Origin of the sequence: Streptomyces sp. SID5469 (assembly GCF_009862865.1) — a bacterium.
GTDB classification, from domain to species: Bacteria; Actinomycetota; Actinomycetes; order Streptomycetales; family Streptomycetaceae; genus Streptomyces; species Streptomyces avermitilis.
Map to the genome: position 1 here is coordinate 7940551 of NZ_WWIN01000001.1, position 16500 is coordinate 7957050.

15 protein-coding genes are annotated in these 16500 nt (G+C 71.9%); 7 read left to right on the plus strand and 8 right to left on the minus strand.

The features are described 5' to 3' along the window. Positions 1 to 25: 25 nt before the first annotated feature. Positions 26 to 214: a DUF5703 family protein gene (locus GTY58_RS34455; protein ID WP_005319466.1), complete on the minus strand. Its 189-nt coding sequence runs from the start codon at positions 212 to 214 to the stop codon at positions 26 to 28. Between the two features lie 47 nt (positions 215 to 261). Between GTY58_RS34455 and GTY58_RS34460 the strand changes: the two genes are divergently transcribed. After that, entirely contained in the window at positions 262 to 972 is a 711-nt protein-coding gene (locus GTY58_RS34460) for a hypothetical protein (protein WP_010988038.1), read from the plus strand. A 132-nt stretch (positions 973 to 1104) separates the two neighbouring features. On the opposite strand, the gene GTY58_RS34465 is transcribed toward GTY58_RS34460, so the two are convergent. Together GTY58_RS34465 and GTY58_RS34470 are read right to left on the minus strand one after the other, a co-directional pair. Continuing rightward, positions 1105 to 3405 (minus strand): helix-hairpin-helix domain-containing protein, encoded by a 2301-nt coding sequence (locus GTY58_RS34465; protein ID WP_042493873.1) that lies wholly within the window; start codon positions 3403 to 3405, stop codon positions 1105 to 1107. Continuing rightward, positions 3402 to 4385, minus strand: coding sequence for an aldo/keto reductase (locus GTY58_RS34470; RefSeq protein WP_010988040.1), 984 nt, complete (start codon positions 4383 to 4385; stop codon positions 3402 to 3404). The genes GTY58_RS34465 and GTY58_RS34470 overlap by 4 nt, the downstream gene beginning before the upstream one ends. A gap of 153 nt (positions 4386 to 4538) precedes the next feature. On the opposite strand from GTY58_RS34470, the gene GTY58_RS34475 reads away from it, so the two are divergent. Both GTY58_RS34475 and GTY58_RS34480 read left to right on the plus strand, forming a co-directional pair. Continuing rightward, positions 4539 to 5594 carry an LLM class F420-dependent oxidoreductase gene (locus GTY58_RS34475; protein WP_010988041.1) on the plus strand — a complete coding sequence of 352 codons (1056 nt, stop codon included), beginning with the start codon at positions 4539 to 4541 and terminating at the stop codon, positions 5592 to 5594. Between the two features lie 225 nt (positions 5595 to 5819). Then, on the plus strand, positions 5820 to 6608 hold the full coding sequence (locus GTY58_RS34480) for a ferritin-like domain-containing protein (RefSeq protein ID WP_010988042.1): 789 nt from the start codon (positions 5820 to 5822) through the stop codon (positions 6606 to 6608). A 187-nt stretch (positions 6609 to 6795) separates the two neighbouring features. Here GTY58_RS34480 and corA read toward each other — a convergent pair whose 3' ends face one another. Further along, entirely contained in the window at positions 6796 to 7791 is a 996-nt protein-coding gene (corA, locus tag GTY58_RS34485; protein WP_037646435.1) for a magnesium/cobalt transporter CorA, read from the minus strand. A 98-nt stretch (positions 7792 to 7889) separates the two neighbouring features. Between corA and GTY58_RS34490 the strand changes: the two genes are divergently transcribed. The 4 genes from GTY58_RS34490 to mshC all read left to right on the plus strand — a co-directional run bounded on the left by GTY58_RS34490 (position 7890) and on the right by mshC (position 11441). Beyond that, on the plus strand, positions 7890 to 8576 hold the full coding sequence (locus GTY58_RS34490; RefSeq protein ID WP_037646439.1) for a histidine phosphatase family protein: 687 nt from the start codon (positions 7890 to 7892) through the stop codon (positions 8574 to 8576). Positions 8577 to 8686: 110 nt separating this feature from the next. Further along, complete coding sequence (locus GTY58_RS34495) at positions 8687 to 9277, plus strand: DUF3090 domain-containing protein (protein ID WP_010988045.1); 591 nt, start codon at positions 8687 to 8689, stop codon at positions 9275 to 9277. Then, a complete protein-coding gene (locus tag GTY58_RS34500) occupies positions 9241 to 10059 on the plus strand; it encodes an SCO1664 family protein (protein WP_171033150.1) in 819 nt (272 codons plus the stop codon). The genes GTY58_RS34495 and GTY58_RS34500 overlap by 37 nt, the downstream gene beginning before the upstream one ends. Positions 10060 to 10211: 152 nt before the next feature. Further along, positions 10212 to 11441, plus strand: a complete 1230-nt coding sequence (mshC, locus tag GTY58_RS34505) for a cysteine--1-D-myo-inosityl 2-amino-2-deoxy-alpha-D-glucopyranoside ligase (RefSeq protein ID WP_010988047.1) — start codon at positions 10212 to 10214, stop codon at positions 11439 to 11441. Between the two features lie 102 nt (positions 11442 to 11543). On the opposite strand, the gene GTY58_RS34510 is transcribed toward mshC, so the two are convergent. The 4 genes from GTY58_RS34510 to GTY58_RS34525 all read right to left on the minus strand — a co-directional run bounded on the left by GTY58_RS34510 (position 11544) and on the right by GTY58_RS34525 (position 16464). Beyond that, positions 11544 to 12206 (minus strand): hypothetical protein, encoded by a 663-nt coding sequence (locus GTY58_RS34510; protein ID WP_107083122.1) that lies wholly within the window; start codon positions 12204 to 12206, stop codon positions 11544 to 11546. Positions 12207 to 12266: 60 nt separating this feature from the next. Further along, entirely contained in the window at positions 12267 to 14015 is a 1749-nt protein-coding gene (locus GTY58_RS34515) for a S8 family peptidase (RefSeq protein ID WP_037646441.1), read from the minus strand. Positions 14016 to 14450: 435 nt separating this feature from the next. Continuing rightward, positions 14451 to 15455, minus strand: a complete 1005-nt coding sequence (locus GTY58_RS34520) for a PAC2 family protein (RefSeq protein ID WP_010988050.1) — start codon at positions 15453 to 15455, stop codon at positions 14451 to 14453. 337 nt (positions 15456 to 15792) lie between these two features. Then, positions 15793 to 16464: a FadR/GntR family transcriptional regulator gene (locus tag GTY58_RS34525; RefSeq protein ID WP_037646442.1), complete on the minus strand. Its 672-nt coding sequence runs from the start codon at positions 16462 to 16464 to the stop codon at positions 15793 to 15795. Positions 16465 to 16500 lie beyond the last annotated feature (36 nt).

Below are 16500 nucleotides of genomic sequence, written 5' to 3' on the forward strand. Positions count from 1 at the left end.
CCCGCTCCGTTTCGGCCGCCTTTTCTCACCATGTGGCGCGCACCTGGCGGATGATCCGTCGGCGCAACCGCACCCTGCGGCTGCCGTCGCGGTGCAGGCTGAGGCGGTCCAACTCCCAGTGGCCGTACTCGGCATGGTCGGTCAGCAGGCGTGTGGCTTCCTTGCGGGACACCCCGCGAGGCACGTACACGTCGACAAATTCGTATTCCGGCATCGCATCTATTGTGCGGGCAGAGGCCGTGTACGGATAGCGTCTGCACTATGTCTGATGCTGCGCAGTCCACCGCTGCCGAGGTACGTGCCGCCGCGGAGGCGGTCAAGACCGCGCTCGACCGCCACCTGGCCGCGGTCGAGCGCAGGTCGGGCGAGGACGACCCGGCCGTCTATGAGGCGTTCAACGAGCTGGCCGCGGCGGCCGAGGAGTACGACGAACTGCTCTACGACCGCTATGACGAGGTCACGCCGTTCGAGATCCCCGGCACGGACGATTCGCTGCCCCCGTACACGGGACCCGAGGAGCCCAGCGCGGTGAGTGTGCTGATCCGCCGGGACTACGCGGTGGTGGAGCCGCAACGACTGCTGGCGCAGGCTCAGCGGGTCGAGGCCGCGGAGGAGCCCGCCGACGAGGTGGCCGGCACGGTCCACGGGGCGCTCGGTGTGCTGTTCGAGGAGTACGAGCCGGACGAGATCGCCTCCCGGCACAAGGAGTTCGGCCTGGAGGAGGGCGACTCCACACTCTGGGTGACGGCCGAGGAGGAGCGGCCGGAGCCGGGGGAGTGGCTGGAGGCCCCCTTCGAGCAGATCGACCCGCAGCACATCGTGTGCCGCTTCGATGCCAGCGCCGTCTACGACGAGGAGTCGGACGGCGAGGAGTCGGACGGCGAGGTTCCGGAGGACGACCTCGGCCCGGACTCCGAGCTCGACGGGGAGCTGGACGAAGACGACCTGGAACCGCTGGACGCGGATCGCTGAGCATCTGCCGAGGGCGGCGGTCACCGGAATCCCGGTGACCGCCGCCCTCGCGTTGGCCCCCCGCCCTCGTTCGTTCGCCCGCCCTCGCGTTCGCCTGCCGTGGTCCGTTCGCCCGCCGGCCGCGCGGCCGGCTCAGTCGGCGGCCGGAACCTGGGGCCTGAGCAGGGCGGGCAGGCGCGTGGTGCGCGGCTTGGCGGTGACCTCGGCCACGGCCCGGGGCAGTGCCTGCTCCACTCCGTGCACGACGGACAGATGGCGCTCGGCCAGGCCGAACGCCGTGTACACCCAGGGGCGGGTCAGGGACTGCGCCGCGTCGCCGGGCAGGACCACGACCGCGGCGGGCCACCGGCTCCCCACCGCCTGGTGCGCGGTCAGCGCCCAGCCGTGCCGCACGCACTGCTCCACCCGCTCCTTCGGTACGACGACGGGGGCGCCCGGGATCTCCAGGTGCAGCCCGTCGGCGTCGGCCTTCACGACGCGGCCCGGCAGCGTACGGCCCGGGGCGGGGGAGTACGCGATCCGGTCACCGGGATCGAATCCGCCGAAGCGCCCGGGGCCCGGGTTGAGCCGCTCCTTGAGCGCGGCGTTCAACGCGCGCGTGCCGGCCGCGCCACCGTGCCCCGGAGTGATCACCTGCGTCTGCTCGGCCGGGACGCCGAGCGCCCGCGGCACCGAGTCCGCGACCAGCTGCACGGTGCGGTGCACCGCTTCACCGGCGTCCCGCACCGGCACGATCACGACCTCCTTGCCGGGCGCCTCGACCTGGTTCAGCTCGCCGACGCCGATGCCGGAGATCAGCTCGCCGATCGGTCCGGGATCGGGGGTGCGCGAGGCGATCCCCGGGCAGACGCGTGCGGCGAGCAGATCCGCGAACACCCGTCCCGGACCGGCCGACCACAACACCCCCGGGTCGCCGCTCAGCACCAGCCGGGCCCCGTCGGGCAGCGACTCGGCGAGCATGGCGGCGGTCTCGACGTCGAGCTGGGGAGCGTCCAGGACGACCAGGAGGTCGAGGACCAGGGCGCCGTCCGCGTCCCGGCCGGGACCCTCCGCGCCGGACAGCAGACCCGCCACGGTGGAGACACCGGTGCCCGGGCCCTGCTGCGGCCCGCCCGGCAGGTCCGACGGGGCGAGCCGAGCCGTGAAGCGGTCGCAGCCGATCCGGCTGTGCGCGGCGGCCCAGGTCCGCAGCCCCAGCCCGCGGGCGGCGGACAGCAGCGCCGCGGCCTCCGCACCGGAGGCGTCGCCGCCGGTGTGGAGGACCAGGCCGTGGCCCGCGACCGCGCGGATCAGCTCCGCGGCGGAGCCGCCCGCCGATGCGGCGGCCCGCTCCCAGTCGGCGGCCGAGCCGTCCTCCTTCGGCACGGAGTTCATCACCCGGCCGAGCGCGTCGGCGAGGCTCTCCTCCGCGAGGGCGTACCGCTCCAGGCCGATCAGGACGCGGACCGGACGCTCCGCTCCCTCCTCCTCGGCCTCCGCCTCCGCGGCGGGCGCGGCCGCGTCGAGGGCGTCCTGGAACACCAGCACCTCGCCCTCGGCGAGCGCGCTCTGCACCGCTGTGTCCGGGTCCGGCACGGCCCGCTGCGCGAGCGCCGTGGTGAGGGCCGCCACCTCCAGCGCCGTATGCCCCGCGAGGGCCGCCTGCTCCAGCAGCCACACCGTGACCGCCCGGCCCCGCCGCTCGTCGTCCGGGCCGCACTCCGCGCCGAGCAGCGCCCGGGCGAAGCCGTCGGCCTGCTCGGGACGCACTCCGGAGACCCGCAGCAACTGCCAGGGGTCCTCGCGCAGTTGCAGGTCGGCTCCGTCGCCCAGGAGGGCGGCGAGCTGCGGCGCGAGCGCCTCGGGGGCGCCGCCCTCGGTCAGTACGGCACGCACACCGGCAACGGCTTGTGCCGCGGGGACCGCCGGCCCGGCCGGGGCCGCCACGGGCTCCGGGCGCCGCTCGGGCTCGGGGGCCGGCCTGCGCGGCGCCGGCGGCTCGCTGAAAGCGCTGGCCACCGGCTTCGCACCGCTCTCCACGACCCGCACCGCCGCGAGCAGATCGGCGGCCGTGCCGCTCAGCTTCGTGCCGGCCTCGATCGGCGCCTGCTTCTCCGCCTTCCGCCGCTCGATCCGCTCCCGCTCGACCCGCTGGGCCGCCAACTCGGCCTCGGCCTCGGTGGGCTTGGCCGCGTCGCCCGAGCCCTCGGCAGTGCCCGCCGCCTCACTCCCGGCTGTGCCTTCGGAGCTCTCGGTAGCGCCCGCCGCCTCACTCCCGGCTGTGCCTTCCGCGGAGCTCTCGGCGTCGCCCGCCGCCCCGCTGCCGGGCGTGCCCTCGGTCTCCGGGACGCCGTCCACCGCACCGGCGCCGGGCTGTCCCGGTTCGACTTCGCCCGCACCCGCGCCCGGCTGCCCCGGCTCGGCTTCGTCCGTGGTCTCCGGCTCCGTGGTCACAGCGTGCTCCAGTCCTGGTCGGGATAGTGGTGCACCGGGGCCGACACGTCGTCCAGCGCCCGGCAGATCTCGTCAGGAAGACTAAGGGTCTCCACTGACAACGCCGCCGTGAGCTGCTGCGCGTTGCGCGCGCCGACGATCGGCGCGGCCACGCCGGGCCGGTCGCGGACCCACGCGAGCGCCACCTGGAGCGGGGTGACCGCGAGACCGTCGGCCGCGGTCTGTACCGCGTCCACGATGCCGCTCGCCGTGTCGTCGAGATAGGGAGCGACGAACGGAGCCAGATGCTCCGAGGCGCCCCGGGAGCCGGCGGGCGTCCCGCCCCGGTACTTGCCCGTCAAGACGCCCCGGCCGAGCGGAGAGGACGGCAGCAGCCCGACCCCCAGGTCCAGGGCGGCCGGCAGCACCTCCCGCTCCACGCCGCGCTGGAGCAGGGAGTACTCCATCTGTGTACTGGCGATCCGGGTCCGCGGGCCCGGCGCCGAGAGCTGCCAGGTGGCCGCCTTGGCGAGCTGCCAGCCGCAGAAGTTGGACACGCCCGCATACCGCGCCCGTCCGGTGCTGACCGCGAGGTCGAGCGCCTGGAGGGTCTCCTCCAGCGGGGTGTGCGGGTCGAAGGCGTGGACCTGCCACAGATCGACGTAGTCCGTGCCGAGCCGGGCGAGCGAGGCGTCCAGCGCGGAGAGCAGATGCCCGCGCGAACCGTCGAACCGCCGGTCCGGGTCCGCTACGCTCCCCGCCTTCGTCGAGATGACCAGGTCCCGGCGCGGCACGAGCCCTTCTATGAGCTGTCCGAGTACGTACTCGGCTTCTCCGTCGCCGTACACGTCCGCGGTGTCGACGAGGGTCCCGCCCGCCTCCCAGAACACCTTCAACAGCTCCGCGGCGTCATGCTCGTCCGTGTCGCGCCCCCACGTCAGGGTGCCGAGCCCGATCCGGGACACACGCAGGCCGGTACGGCCGAGATGCCTCTGCTCCATGGACGCCGAGATTACTGGCCAGAACTCGATACGTGGTGGCCCTGTGGACAACCGGGATCACCCCAGCTCGAACCCCGTCCCTGCCCCTGCGTCCGCCGGCGCGCTAGTGTCTCCGGAACAAGGGACGTTACTGATCGGTAAGGGGAATCGGCCATGCAGCTCGGGATCAACCTCGGCTACTGGGGCGCCGGAATGGACGCGGACAATCTCGCCGTCGCCCAAGAGGCCGACCGGCTCGGATACGGCGTCTGCTGGGCCGCCGAGGCCTACGGCTCGGACGCCGCCACCGTACTCACCTGGGTCGCCGCCCAGACCGAACGCATCGACGTCGGCTCGGCCATCTTCCAGATCCCGGCCCGCCAGCCCGCGATGACCGCGATGACCGCCGCCACCCTCGACTCGCTTTCCGGCGGCCGCTTCCGCCTCGGCCTCGGCGTCTCCGGCCCGCAGGTCTCCGAGGGCTGGTACGGCGTCAAGTTCGACAAGCCGCTGGCCCGCACCCGTGAGTACGTCGAGATCGTCCGCAAGGCGATGACCCGCGAGCGCCTGTCGTACCAGGGCGAGCACTGGACCCTGCCCCTGCCCGACGGCCCGGGCAAGCCGATCAAGCTGACCGTCCACCCCGAGCGTGAGTACATCCCGGTCTACATCGCCGCGATCGGCCCGAAGAACCTGGAGCAGACCGGCGAGATCGCCGACGGTGCGCTGCTCATCTTCCCCTCGGCCGACCACCTCGAGGACACCGCGATCAAGCACCTGCGGGCAGGCCGGGAGAAGGCCGGCAAGACCATGGACGGCTTCGACGTCTGCCCGACCCTCCCGCTCGCGCTCGGCGACGACAAGAACGTGACCGCGCTCGCCGACACGTTCCGCCCCTACACCGCGCTGTACGTCGGCGGCATGGGCAGCCGCAAGCAGAACTTCTACAACCAGCTCGCCCAGCGCATGGGGTACGAGAAGGAGGCCGCCGAGATCCAGGACAAGTACCTGTCCGGCGACAAGGAGGGCGCCGCGGCCGCCATCCCGCACGAGCTGATCGACCAGACCACGCTGCTCGGTTCCGTGGACCGCATCGCGGACCGGATGAAGGCCTACGCGGCCGCCGGGGTCACCACGCTCACCCTGGCGCCCGCGGGCTTCACGCTGGAGGAGCGGATCGCCGCGCTGCGGGCGGGGACCGACGCCCTGGAGCGGGCGGGCCTCGCATAACGCGGCGGACCACGCCGAGAAGTTTCCGCGGCCGTGGTGGGGGCTCGGGGGTCTTCCCCGCCACGGCCGTCTTCGGGCACAACGCCTCGGACGCCTTCCGGGTTACGCGTCGAGGTGTTCCACGCCGTCCGTCGTTCGGCGGAGCGGTCCGACACATCTGTTGCCGTACTTCTGACATCCCATTTGACTCGGTTTCTGCGGAAACTTTGCATGGAGGTGGCAGTGATGCTTTCGGTCAGGAGTCTGTTCCAGGAGATCCTCGACAACGACGAGTCGTTCCGGCTCTTCTGCTCCATCGCTGCCAGCGGCGAGTCCCAGGGCGGCTGGGAGAACGGGCGGATCGCCGCGCTCGTCCCGCACAGCCAGCGTGACCTCGCCCCCAAGATCACCCGGCACGGCGCCGACGAGGACAAACACGGGCGGATCTTCCACGCCCTCATGAAGAAGCGCGGCCTGGACCCCGTAGCGATCCCGCCCGACACCGACTACACGATGCTCCTGGAACGGCACGGCATCGGTCTCGCCCACGAGAAGCTCAAGGGCGACGAGCCGCTCACCGTGCAGGACATCGTCACCTACCTCGCGCACAGCAGGGTCACCGAGCAGCGCGCCGCCGAGCAGATGGAGCTGCTCCGCAGGCACTTCGCCGACCATCCCGACATCGGCCGCGCGGTCAGGATGATCTCCCACGACGAGGACAACCACCTCGCGTACTGCCACGAAGAGCTGTTGCGCTTCGCGTACACCGGACACGGCCGCGCCATCCAGCGGACGCTGCGGCAGTGCGCGCTCGCCGAGATCCGCGTCTACCGGGACGTCAGCCTCGCCGTGATGGCCCACATGGGCCGCCTCCTCGGCTGGCCGAAGGCCAGGGCGGCGGCGCTCGCGGCCGGTATCCACGCGGTGTACGCCTACGAGCGCGCCGTCGGCTGGCGCCGCATGGTCTCCCTGAGGATGCCGGAGCGCCGCGACGCGCTGGGCGGACCGGCGACCACCGCCGCCGAGTACGCGTAGGGGCGGGTCCTTCGGATCTCCCAGGGTCCGCGACGCCGCGGTGACATCAGCCGCTCCACGGCGGGCGGCACCTCGCCGTGTGGTCGCACGCCGTTGTCGCACGACCCGCGCACGCCCCGTGGGTCGTGCCCCGCCCTGTGACGCACGCGCCCCGGACCACCGCGTACGCCCGCGTCGCCGCCCGCGCCTACAGCCACCCCCGCTGCTTGAACAGCCGGTACAGCAGAACCTCGAGCACCACCATCGCCGCGATCACCGCCGGATACGACCACGTCCAGTGCAGCTCCGGCATGTGCTCGAAGTTCATGCCGTAGATCCCCGCGATCATCGTGGGGATCGCCGCCATGGCCGCCCACGCGGAGATCTTCCGCATGTCGTCGTTCTGACGCACGCTCATCTGCGCGAGATGCGCCGAGAGGATGTCGGAGACCAGCCGGTCCAGGCCCTCCACGGATTCGTTGACGCGCGTCAGGTGGTCGTTGACGTCGCGGAAGAAGGGCCGCGCCTCCTCCTTCACGAACGGCACCGCCGCGAGGTTGGGCCCCAGGCCGGCGAGCCGGGTCAGCGGCGGCGTGAGCGGAACCGTGGCCCGGCGGAACTCCTGGATCTGGCGCTTGAACGAGTAGATCCGCGACGCCGTGTTCCGCGCCCCGCCGCTGGGCGAGAAGACCTCCGCCTCCAGCTCCTCCAGATCGGTCCCCAGCTCCGTGGCCACGTCCAGATAGTGGTCGACGACGGAGTCCGCGATCGCGTGCAGCACCCCGGTGGGACCGTGCCGGAGCATGTCCGGCCGGCGCTCCAGTTCGTGCCGGATGCTCGACAGCGGCGCACCCTCCCCGTGGCGCACGGTCACCACGAAGGAGTCACCGACGAAGACCATGACCTCGCCCGAGGAGACGGTGTCGCTGTACGGCTCGTACGTCACCGGCTTGAGGACCACGAACAGCGAGTCGTCGTACACCTCCAGCTTGGGCCGCTGGTGCGCCTTCAGGGCGTCCTCGACGGCCAGCGGATGGAGTCCGAACTCATGGGTGACCAGGTCGAACTCCTTCTCCGTCGGCTCGTGGAGGCCGATCCAGAGGAAGCTGTCACCCTGTGCACGCGCCTCGTCAAGGGCGTCGGAGAGGTCCTCCGGGCCCTCCGTGCGGCGGCCGTCACGGTAGATGGCGCAATCGACGATCACTGAGCGTATTCTTCCGTCGCGCGGACAGGTGCGCACTCCGGACGTCGCCGGGAGCCGGCCCGGTGAGGACCGCCGGGGGCCCCTTTAGGCTGGGCCGCATGCCCACGTTGATCCTCGTCCGGCACGGACGTTCCACCGCGAACACCGCGGGACTGCTCGCCGGGTGGACGCCCGGCGTCGCCCTCGACGAGCGGGGCGCCGCCCAGGCCGCCGCCCTCCCGGGCCGCCTCGCCGAGGTGCCGGTCTCCGAGATCGTCACCAGCCCGCTCCAGCGCTGCCGGGAAACGGTTCAGCCGCTGCTCGACGCCCGCCCCGGGCTGCGCGCGCACACCGAGGAACGCATCGGGGAGTGCCACTACGGCGACTGGTCGGGCCGCAAGCTCGCCGAGCTGAAGGACGAGCCGCTGATGGAGGTCGTCCAGTCGCACCCGTCGGCGGCCGCGTTCCCCGGCGGCGAATCCATGCGCGCCATGCAGACCCGCGCCGCCGAGGCGGTGCGGGAGTGGAACGCGCGCGTGGAGCGCGATCACGGCTCCGATGCCGTCTACCTCATGTGCTCGCACGGCGACATCATCAAGTCGCTTGTCGCGGACGCCCTTGGACTCCATCTGGACCTCTTTCAACGAATCTCCGTAGAACCGTGTTCCATCACCGCGATCCGTTACACCCGACTGCGGCCTTTTCTCGTTCGCCTCGGGGACACCGGCGATTTCGCGTCCCTTGCCCCGCGCGAGGAACCCTCCGGTGGCGACGCTCCGGTCGGGGGCGGTGCGGGCGCACCGTGATCGTCGACCGCAGTAGGGTGAAGCGGTCGAAACAGAGCAGACGTTGTCAGCAGCCGATGGGGACCGACGCGGTCGGTCGTCCCACATGCCGAATCCAATGGAGACAGGACGTGTCGCGTCAGGTGTTCCTCTACGACCCCCCGGACCGTTTCGTGGCCGGTACGGTCGGGCTGCCCGGGCGCCGTACCTTCTTCCTCCAGGCCTCCTCGGGACCCCGTGTGACCAGCGTGGCCCTGGAGAAGACCCAGGTCGCCGCGCTCGCCGAGCGCATGGACGAGCTTCTCGACGAGGTCGTACGGCGCAGCGGGGGCAGCGCCCCGGTCCCCGCCATGGCCCCCACCGAGATCTCCGACAACGCCCCCCTCGAGGCTCCCGTGGAGGAGGAGTTCCGGGTCGGCACCATGGCGCTGGCCTGGGACGGTGACGAGCAGCGCATGATCGTCGAGGCGCAGGCCCTCGTGGAGCTCGACGCCGAATCCGACGAGGACCTCGCCGAGGCGGAGGAGCGGCTTCTCCAGGACGAGGAGAACGGTCCGCCGATGCTCCGCGTCCGGCTCACCGGCCTACAGGCCAGGGCCTTCGCCAAACGGGCCCTCGACGTCGTCAACGCCGGCCGGCCGCCCTGCCCGCTGTGCAGCCTCCCGCTCGACCCGGAAGGACACGTATGTCCGCGCCAGAACGGATACCGCCGCGGAGCGTGACCACGGCCGAACTGCTCGCCGAGGGTGAGCTGAAAGTACGTGGCCGCATCCGCGAGGCGTCCAACGCGGCGCTGTACTGCACGGTCTCGCACGACGGGCAGGAGGCGTTCTGCATCTACAAGCCCGTCGCCGGCGAGCGGCCCCTGTGGGACTTCCCCGACGGGACGCTCGCCCAGCGCGAGGTCGCCGCGTACGAGGTCTCCGAGGCGACCGGCTGGGGGCTCGTGCCGACCACCGTGCTGCGCGACGGGCCCTACGGCGAGGGCATGTGCCAGCTGTGGATCGAGGGACAGCCGGACGTCGAGCTGCTGGCCCTGGTGGACGGCGAGGAGCCCGAGGCCGGCTGGAAGGCGATCGGGTTCGCGGACGTCGGGGAGGGGCGTACGGCGCTTCTCGTGCACGCCGACGACGAACGCCTGCGGCGGCTGGCCGTCCTCGACGCCGTCATCAACAACGCCGACCGCAAGGGCGGCCATCTGCTGCCCACCGACGAGGGCCGCCTGTACGGCATCGACCACGGGGTGACTTTCAACACCGAGAACAAGTTGCGGACGCTGCTGTGGGGGTGGGCGGGGGAGCCGCTCACGGCCGACGCTGCCGAGGCCCTCGGCACCTTGAAGGACGGCCTGACGGCGGGAGGCGCCCTCGCCACCCGTCTGGCGGAGCTGATCACACCGGCCGAACTCGACGCCACGCGCGCGCGGGTCGACGCCATGCTCACCTCGGGAAAGCACCCGGAGCCGAGCGGTGAGTGGCCGGCGATTCCATGGCCGCCGGTCTAGGGCCCGATGTCGTGGTCGTGAGCACGATTTCGGGGCCGCCGGTGTCGCGGAGCGCCGAACGCATGCCGGGCGGCATTGCGCAAGAGGGCCTTCTCGGTCATCAGGCCTGGTCCGGTTCGTATACGGAACATCCGTCCGGTTAGGCTCATGACATGCATGCCTGGCCCGCTTCTGAGGTCCCCGCCCTGCCTGGTGAGGGCCGCGACCTCCGGATCCACGACACCGCGACCGGCGGGGTAATACCCCTGCACCCCGGTCCCGTCGCCCGTATCTACGTCTGCGGCATCACGCCGTACGACGCGACCCACATGGGTCACGCGGCGACCTACAACGCGTTCGACCTTGTGCAGCGCGTGTGGCTCGACACCAAGCGGCAGGTTCACTACGTCCAGAACGTGACCGACGTCGACGATCCGCTCCTGGAGCGCGCGGAGCGCGACGGCGTCGACTGGGTCGGGCTCGCCGAGAAGGAGACCGCCCTCTTCCGCGAGGACATGACGGCGCTGCGGATGCTGCCCCCGCAGCACTACATCGGCGCCGTCGAGGCGATACCCGGCATCGTCCCGCTCGTCGAGCGGCTGCGGGACGCGGGCGCCGCGTACGAACTGGACGGGGACGTCTACTTCTCCGTCGAGGCCGACCCGCACTTCGGCAAGGTCTCGAACCTCGACGCCGCCGCCATGCGTCTGCTCTCCGCCGAACGCGGCGGCGACCCGGACCGTCCTGGCAAGAAGAACCCCCTCGACCCGATGCTCTGGATGGCCGCCCGGGAGGGCGAGCCGAGCTGGGACGGCGCCTCACTGGGCCGCGGCAGGCCCGGCTGGCACATCGAGTGCGTGGCCATCGCCCTGGACCACCTCGGCATGGGCTTCGACGTACAGGGCGGTGGCTCCGACCTCGCCTTCCCGCACCACGAGATGGGCGCCTCGCACGCCCAGGCGCTGACCGGCGAGTTCCCCATGGCCAAGGCGTACGTCCACGCCGGCATGGTCGCGCTCAACGGCGAGAAGATGTCGAAGTCCAAGGGCAACCTGGTCTTCGTGTCGAAGCTGCGGCGTGACGGCGTGGACCCGGCGGCCATCCGCCTGGCGCTGCTCGCCCACCACTACCGGTCCGACTGGGAGTGGACGGACGCCGTCCTCGAAGAGGCCCTCGCGCGCCTCGGCACCTGGCGCGCGGCCGTCTCCCGCCCCGACGGTCCGCCCGCCGAGGCGCTCGTCGAGGAGATCCGCGACGCCCTCGCGAACGACCTGGACGCGCCGGCCGCGCTCGCCGCGGTCGACCGCTGGGCCGCGCTCCAGCACGAGCGGGGCGGTACCGACGAGGGCGCGCCCGGCGTGGTGTCGCGGGCCGTCGACGCGCTGCTGGGCGTGGCGCTGTAACCGGCCGGGTACGCGGCCGGGCGCCGGGCGGGTTCTCACCCGCCCGGCGCCCTCCGCGCCGGGAGCATGCGCTCCTACGTCATCCAGGTGCCGCCACCCGGGCTACTTCGTCACGATGACGGACTGCAGGACGCCGGTCGCGGTGTCGTAGATCCCGTAGACCGGCTGCCCGTAGGCGAAGGCCTCCTGGACCGCGTCGTGCGTCACCTGGTTCGGGTTGATGAGTCGGCGCCATCCGTTGCTGATGAACAGGTAGAGCACCTGGGGCTGGCCCGGGAGCGGTGTCACGACGTCCTGGAAGTGCTGGGCCACGCCGATGGAGAGCGCCGCGGTCGAGACGGCGCTCGGCAGCACCAGGGCCTGGCCGTGCTGGACGTCCTGTTGCTGCTGTTGCTGTTGCTGTTGTTGCTGCTGGCCGCCGATGTCCTGCGGCTGAGCGAGCTGCTGGAGCAGATGCTGGAACGGCTGCTGCTGGCCGAGGTGCTGGAGCTGCTGCTGAAGGTGCTGCGGAATCTGCTGCTGGTGCTGCCCGAAGGGCTGCTGCTGGCCGATGCCCTGCTGCCCGATGTTCTGCTGGCCCATGCCCTGCTGCCCCATGCCCTGCTGGCCGAAGGGCTGCTGCATCTGCGGCCCGTACGGCTGCTGCTGCCCGTACGGCTGCTGCTGGCCGAACTGCGGCGGTGCCGTGCTCGGGCCCTGCTGGCCCTGTCGGCCCTGCTGGTCCTGCTGCTGTCCCATGGAGCTGAGTTGCGGGGTGGTGCTCATTCGGGTGCCACCTTCCCTCAATGGTTGGTTGCGGTCCGTCGGTCCGTGACGACCAGGTCCTCAGCCCGTGACGACCAGGCCGATGATCTCGTCGTCCGAGAACCAGACACGGATGTCGGGCCGTCCGCCCGCGAAGGCGGTGTGCACCGCCTGACGGATCTCGGGGGACGGGTTGTTCAGGTTGCGCCAGGCGCCGGCCGCGAACAGCCGGAGCCTGGGCGGGAGTTCACGCGGATACGGCAGCAGCTCGTCCCAGTACCGCTCGGCCTGGGCCGAGCCGACCGCCTCGGGCAGCAGATGAGTGACCGCCGCCTTGATGTCGGGCCGGTTGCCGATCCGCTGCGAGGCGGGCCGGCCCGGCGCGTCCTGCTGCGGGGAACCCGTGGCCCGCAGCAGGACGCGGGCACGTTCCGGGGACATCGGCTCCTGGTCGGCCGCCTTCAGCATGCCTTGCAGCGCGGCCAGGGCGCCGACCACCATCGGGGAGGCGGAAGAGGTCCCGGAGAACGTGTCCGTGTACCAGACGATTTCCTCGGCACCGCCCTGGAGATCGCCGGGCCGGTCCCAGAAGCCGCCGGTCGTCGTGACCTCGCGTCCCCAGCCCTGCGCGTCCACACGGGCCCCGTAGTTGGAGAACGCGAGCCGGGAGCGGTCCGGGCCGTGATCACGGCCGTGGGTGCCGGGCGGAGGGGCGCCCGCGCCGACCAGGACCGCGCCGGAGGACCGGTGGGAGGGGTTGAACGGGTTGCGCCACCACGTGGGGAACTCGTCGGGGCGGCGCTCGTACGCCGCGTCGTCGAGGGACTCGCCACCGTTGCCGGCGGCCTCCACCACGATGACGCCCTTCGCGGTCGCGTACCGGATGGCCGCGAAGTCGTCCGGCCACCACTCGAGCGCGAGGTAGCCCCGCTGGTCGTCGCGCTGTTCGTAGTCGAACCGCGGTCCCGGGCGATGGAGTTCGACCAGGACGACGTCGCCGGGGCCGAGCCGGTCGGCCGCCGCGTGGATCGCGGCAGCCGTACCGATGCCCTGGAAGGACGCGGCGGCGGTCACGGCGTCCGGCACGATGCCGGTGACGCCCCGCTCATTGCGGTCGCCGCCGATCACTCCGATGACGGCCGTGCCGTGGTTGCGCCAGGCGAGGTCGGTCAGCGGGGTGCCGACGACGACACCGGCGAGCTTGGCGGCCAGATCCTCGTGCCCCAACTGCCAGGCGCCCTCGACGTCGATCACCGTCACGTCCTGCCCCGAGCCGCCGGGCCGCTGCCATGCCCAGTGGGCGTCGATCCCCTCGGGCGCGGGCCGCAGATAGCCCTGGCGGCTGCCGAAGTCGGGGGTGACGGGCGTGCCTTCCTTCAGCCGCCGGCTGTCGTCGGCGCTCTCTCCGGTCGGCCTGCCGGAGCCGGTGGAGGCGGGCACGGCGCCCGGTTTCACATACGCCGTGTCGACCTCCGGAAGTGCGGCGATGCGTGCGCGCAGTTCCTGGGCGCGGCTCCGCACACCGCGCACCCGGTAGAAGAGTCCGAGGTCGGGCACGTTCTCGACGCCCGTGGTCATGGACTGCTGGAGTCGCTCCTCGCTGCCGAACAGCGGTTCGAGCGCGAGCTGTTCGTCACTGAGGAACATGTTGAGGGCCGATACGTCGGCGCCCACCGCCGAGCGGACGCCGTCGGCCCGGGCGCGCAGCCGCGCCTCCGGACGGGCGACGACGATCAGCTCGTGCTCGGCTCCTCGATAGGTGAATCCCGCTCCGTCGGGCCCCGGCCCGGACGCTCCCGGGCCCTGCGCCGGCTGTCCCTGGTCGGTCATCGCGTGTGCCGCTCCCTTCGGTCCGTGCTGCGGGTGCCAAGTAGCGGACGGCGCGGATGACTTGCCCCCTTCCGGGGCGCCGCGGCCGGCTTTCGTGGTCCGGCCCGGAACCGCGCCTTCGACGCACAACCTGGCACGCCCGTGCCGTCCAGTCCAGCCCGATTTCGCCAACTTGGTTTGGAAACAAGTTGAATGGGGAAACCTGTGCAATCCGACTGGAAAGAGGTGTCACGCAGCAATCCGGCCGAATGCTGCCGAGATGCGTGTCATATGACGGTGCCCGAGCGGCCGTTGGCGCGACGGGGCGGTTGCAGCCGAAGCGGCGGTTGCGGGCGAAGTGGCGGATGCGTGCGAAGGAGCGATCGCATGCGAAGGGGTGATCGCATGCGAAGGGGCGGTGCGCCGTGTGCGCACCGCCCCCTCGGTGGTCGTGGTTCAGTCCTCCGACGAGTCGTCGGACCCCTCGTCGGCCGGGCCGTCGTCCTCGGCCTCCGGCTTCGGCGGCTTCGGTGGCCGCGTACGGCCGCCGGGGGCGTCCCGCAGATACGAGGTGCCGTCGCTGCCGTCCGCCGTGGCGTGTCCGCCGGCCGCCGGTCCGCCGCCGTCCCTGCGCCGCAGGTATCGCTCGAACTCGCGGGCGATCGCCTCGCCCGACGCCTCGGGCAGCTCGGCGGTGTCCCGGGCCTCCTCCAGCGACTGCACGTACTCGGCGACCTCGCTGTCCTCGGCGGCCAGCTGGTCCACGCCCACCTGCCACGCACGCGCGTCCTCGGGCAGCTCGCCCAGCGGAATGCGTACGTCGATCAGGTCCTCCAGGCGGTTGAGGAGGGCCAGTGTCGCCTTCGGGTTCGGTGGCTGCGACACGTAGTGCGGCACGGCCGCCCACAGCGACACGGCCGGGACGCCCGCGTGGGTGCACGCCTCCTGGAGGATGCCGACGATGCCCGTGGGGCCCTCGTACTTGGTCTCCTCCAGGTCCATCGTGCGGGCCAGGTCCGGGTCGGACGTGACGCCGCTGACCGGGACCGGGCGGGTGTGCGGGGTGTCGCCGAGCAGGGCGCCCAGGACGACGACCAGCTCCACGCCCAGTTCGTGGGCGAACGCCAGCAGCTCGTTGCAGAACGAGCGCCAGCGCATCGACGGCTCGATGCCCCGCACCAGCACCAGGTCACGCGGCTTCTCCCCGCCGACGCGCACCACCGAGAGGCGGGTCGTCGGCCAGGTGATCTTGCGCACGCCGCCGTCCAGCCACACGGTGGGGCGGTTGACCTGGAAGTCGTAGTAGTCCTCGGCGTCGAGCGCCGCGAACACCTCGCCCTTCCACTCCCTGTCCAGATGTGCGACCGCGGTGGAGGCGGCGTCGCCGGCGTCGTTCCAGCCCTCGAACGCGGCCACCATGACCGGGTCGATCAGCTCGGGAACCCCCTCGAGCTCGATCACCCAGTGCCTCCTTCCGACGTGCCCTCGCGTACGTCCCAACCTTACGGCGTGCGGCGGGGGCGTCCGCAGCCCCCTTGCACGGGGGAGTGAACGGATCACTGCCCCGATAGCCACCCAGGAACACCCCTCATTCATCCGAGCTGTCAGAGATCGAATTCGCTGCCGGCCTGGGCGCCGTTCTGGGGCGACACGGGCCTCGGAAGCCCGTCGGAGGTCCGATGTCCGGCCCGGGGCGGGGCTGTGAGCTGGTGGTACCTCCGCTGTTATGCCGCCTGCCGGTGCCCGAGACCTCCGATGGATCCGGAGGGCCGGTGTGCACTCGGCTCGAGGAGGCCGCCTACAGGGTGCTGCGCAGCCACTGCTCCACGCTCGCGATGTGCACCGTCGCCCACGACCGCGCCGCCTCCGCGTCCCGGTCGCGCAGGGCGGTCAGGATCGCGCGGTGCTCGTGCAGGGTCCGGCTGACCGCGTCCTCCTGCGTCAGGCCGCGCCAGATCCTGGCCCGGGTGGTGGGCCCGGACAGCCCGTCGAGCAGCGAGCACAGCACCGAGTTCCCGGAACTCTGCACGATGCCCCGGTGGAACTCGAGGTCGCAGGCGACGAGTTCCTCCACGGAGGGTGCCGCGCCCAGCGCGTCCAACTGGGAGGTGAGCGCGTCCAGTTGCCGCTCGCTGATGCGCGACGCGGCCATCGCCGTCGCCGCCGGCTCCAGGATGCGGCGCACGGCGAGGAACTCCAGGACCGTGTCGTCGCGGTGGAAGTCGACGACGAAACTCAGCGCCTCGAGCAGGAGTTGGGGATCCAGGCTCGTCACATACGTGCCGTCGCCCTGCCGCACGTCCAGGATGCGGATCAGCGACAGGGCGCGCACCGCCTCGCGCAAGGAGTTGCGGGACAGCCCGAGTTCGGCGGCGAGTTCGCTCTCCTTGGGCAACCGGTCGCCGGGACGCAGCGCGCCGGAGACGATCATTCCCTTGATCTTCTCGATCGCCTCATCGGTGACTGCCATGGCGGGGCCTCCCTGTCGCTCAGACATCCGATGACT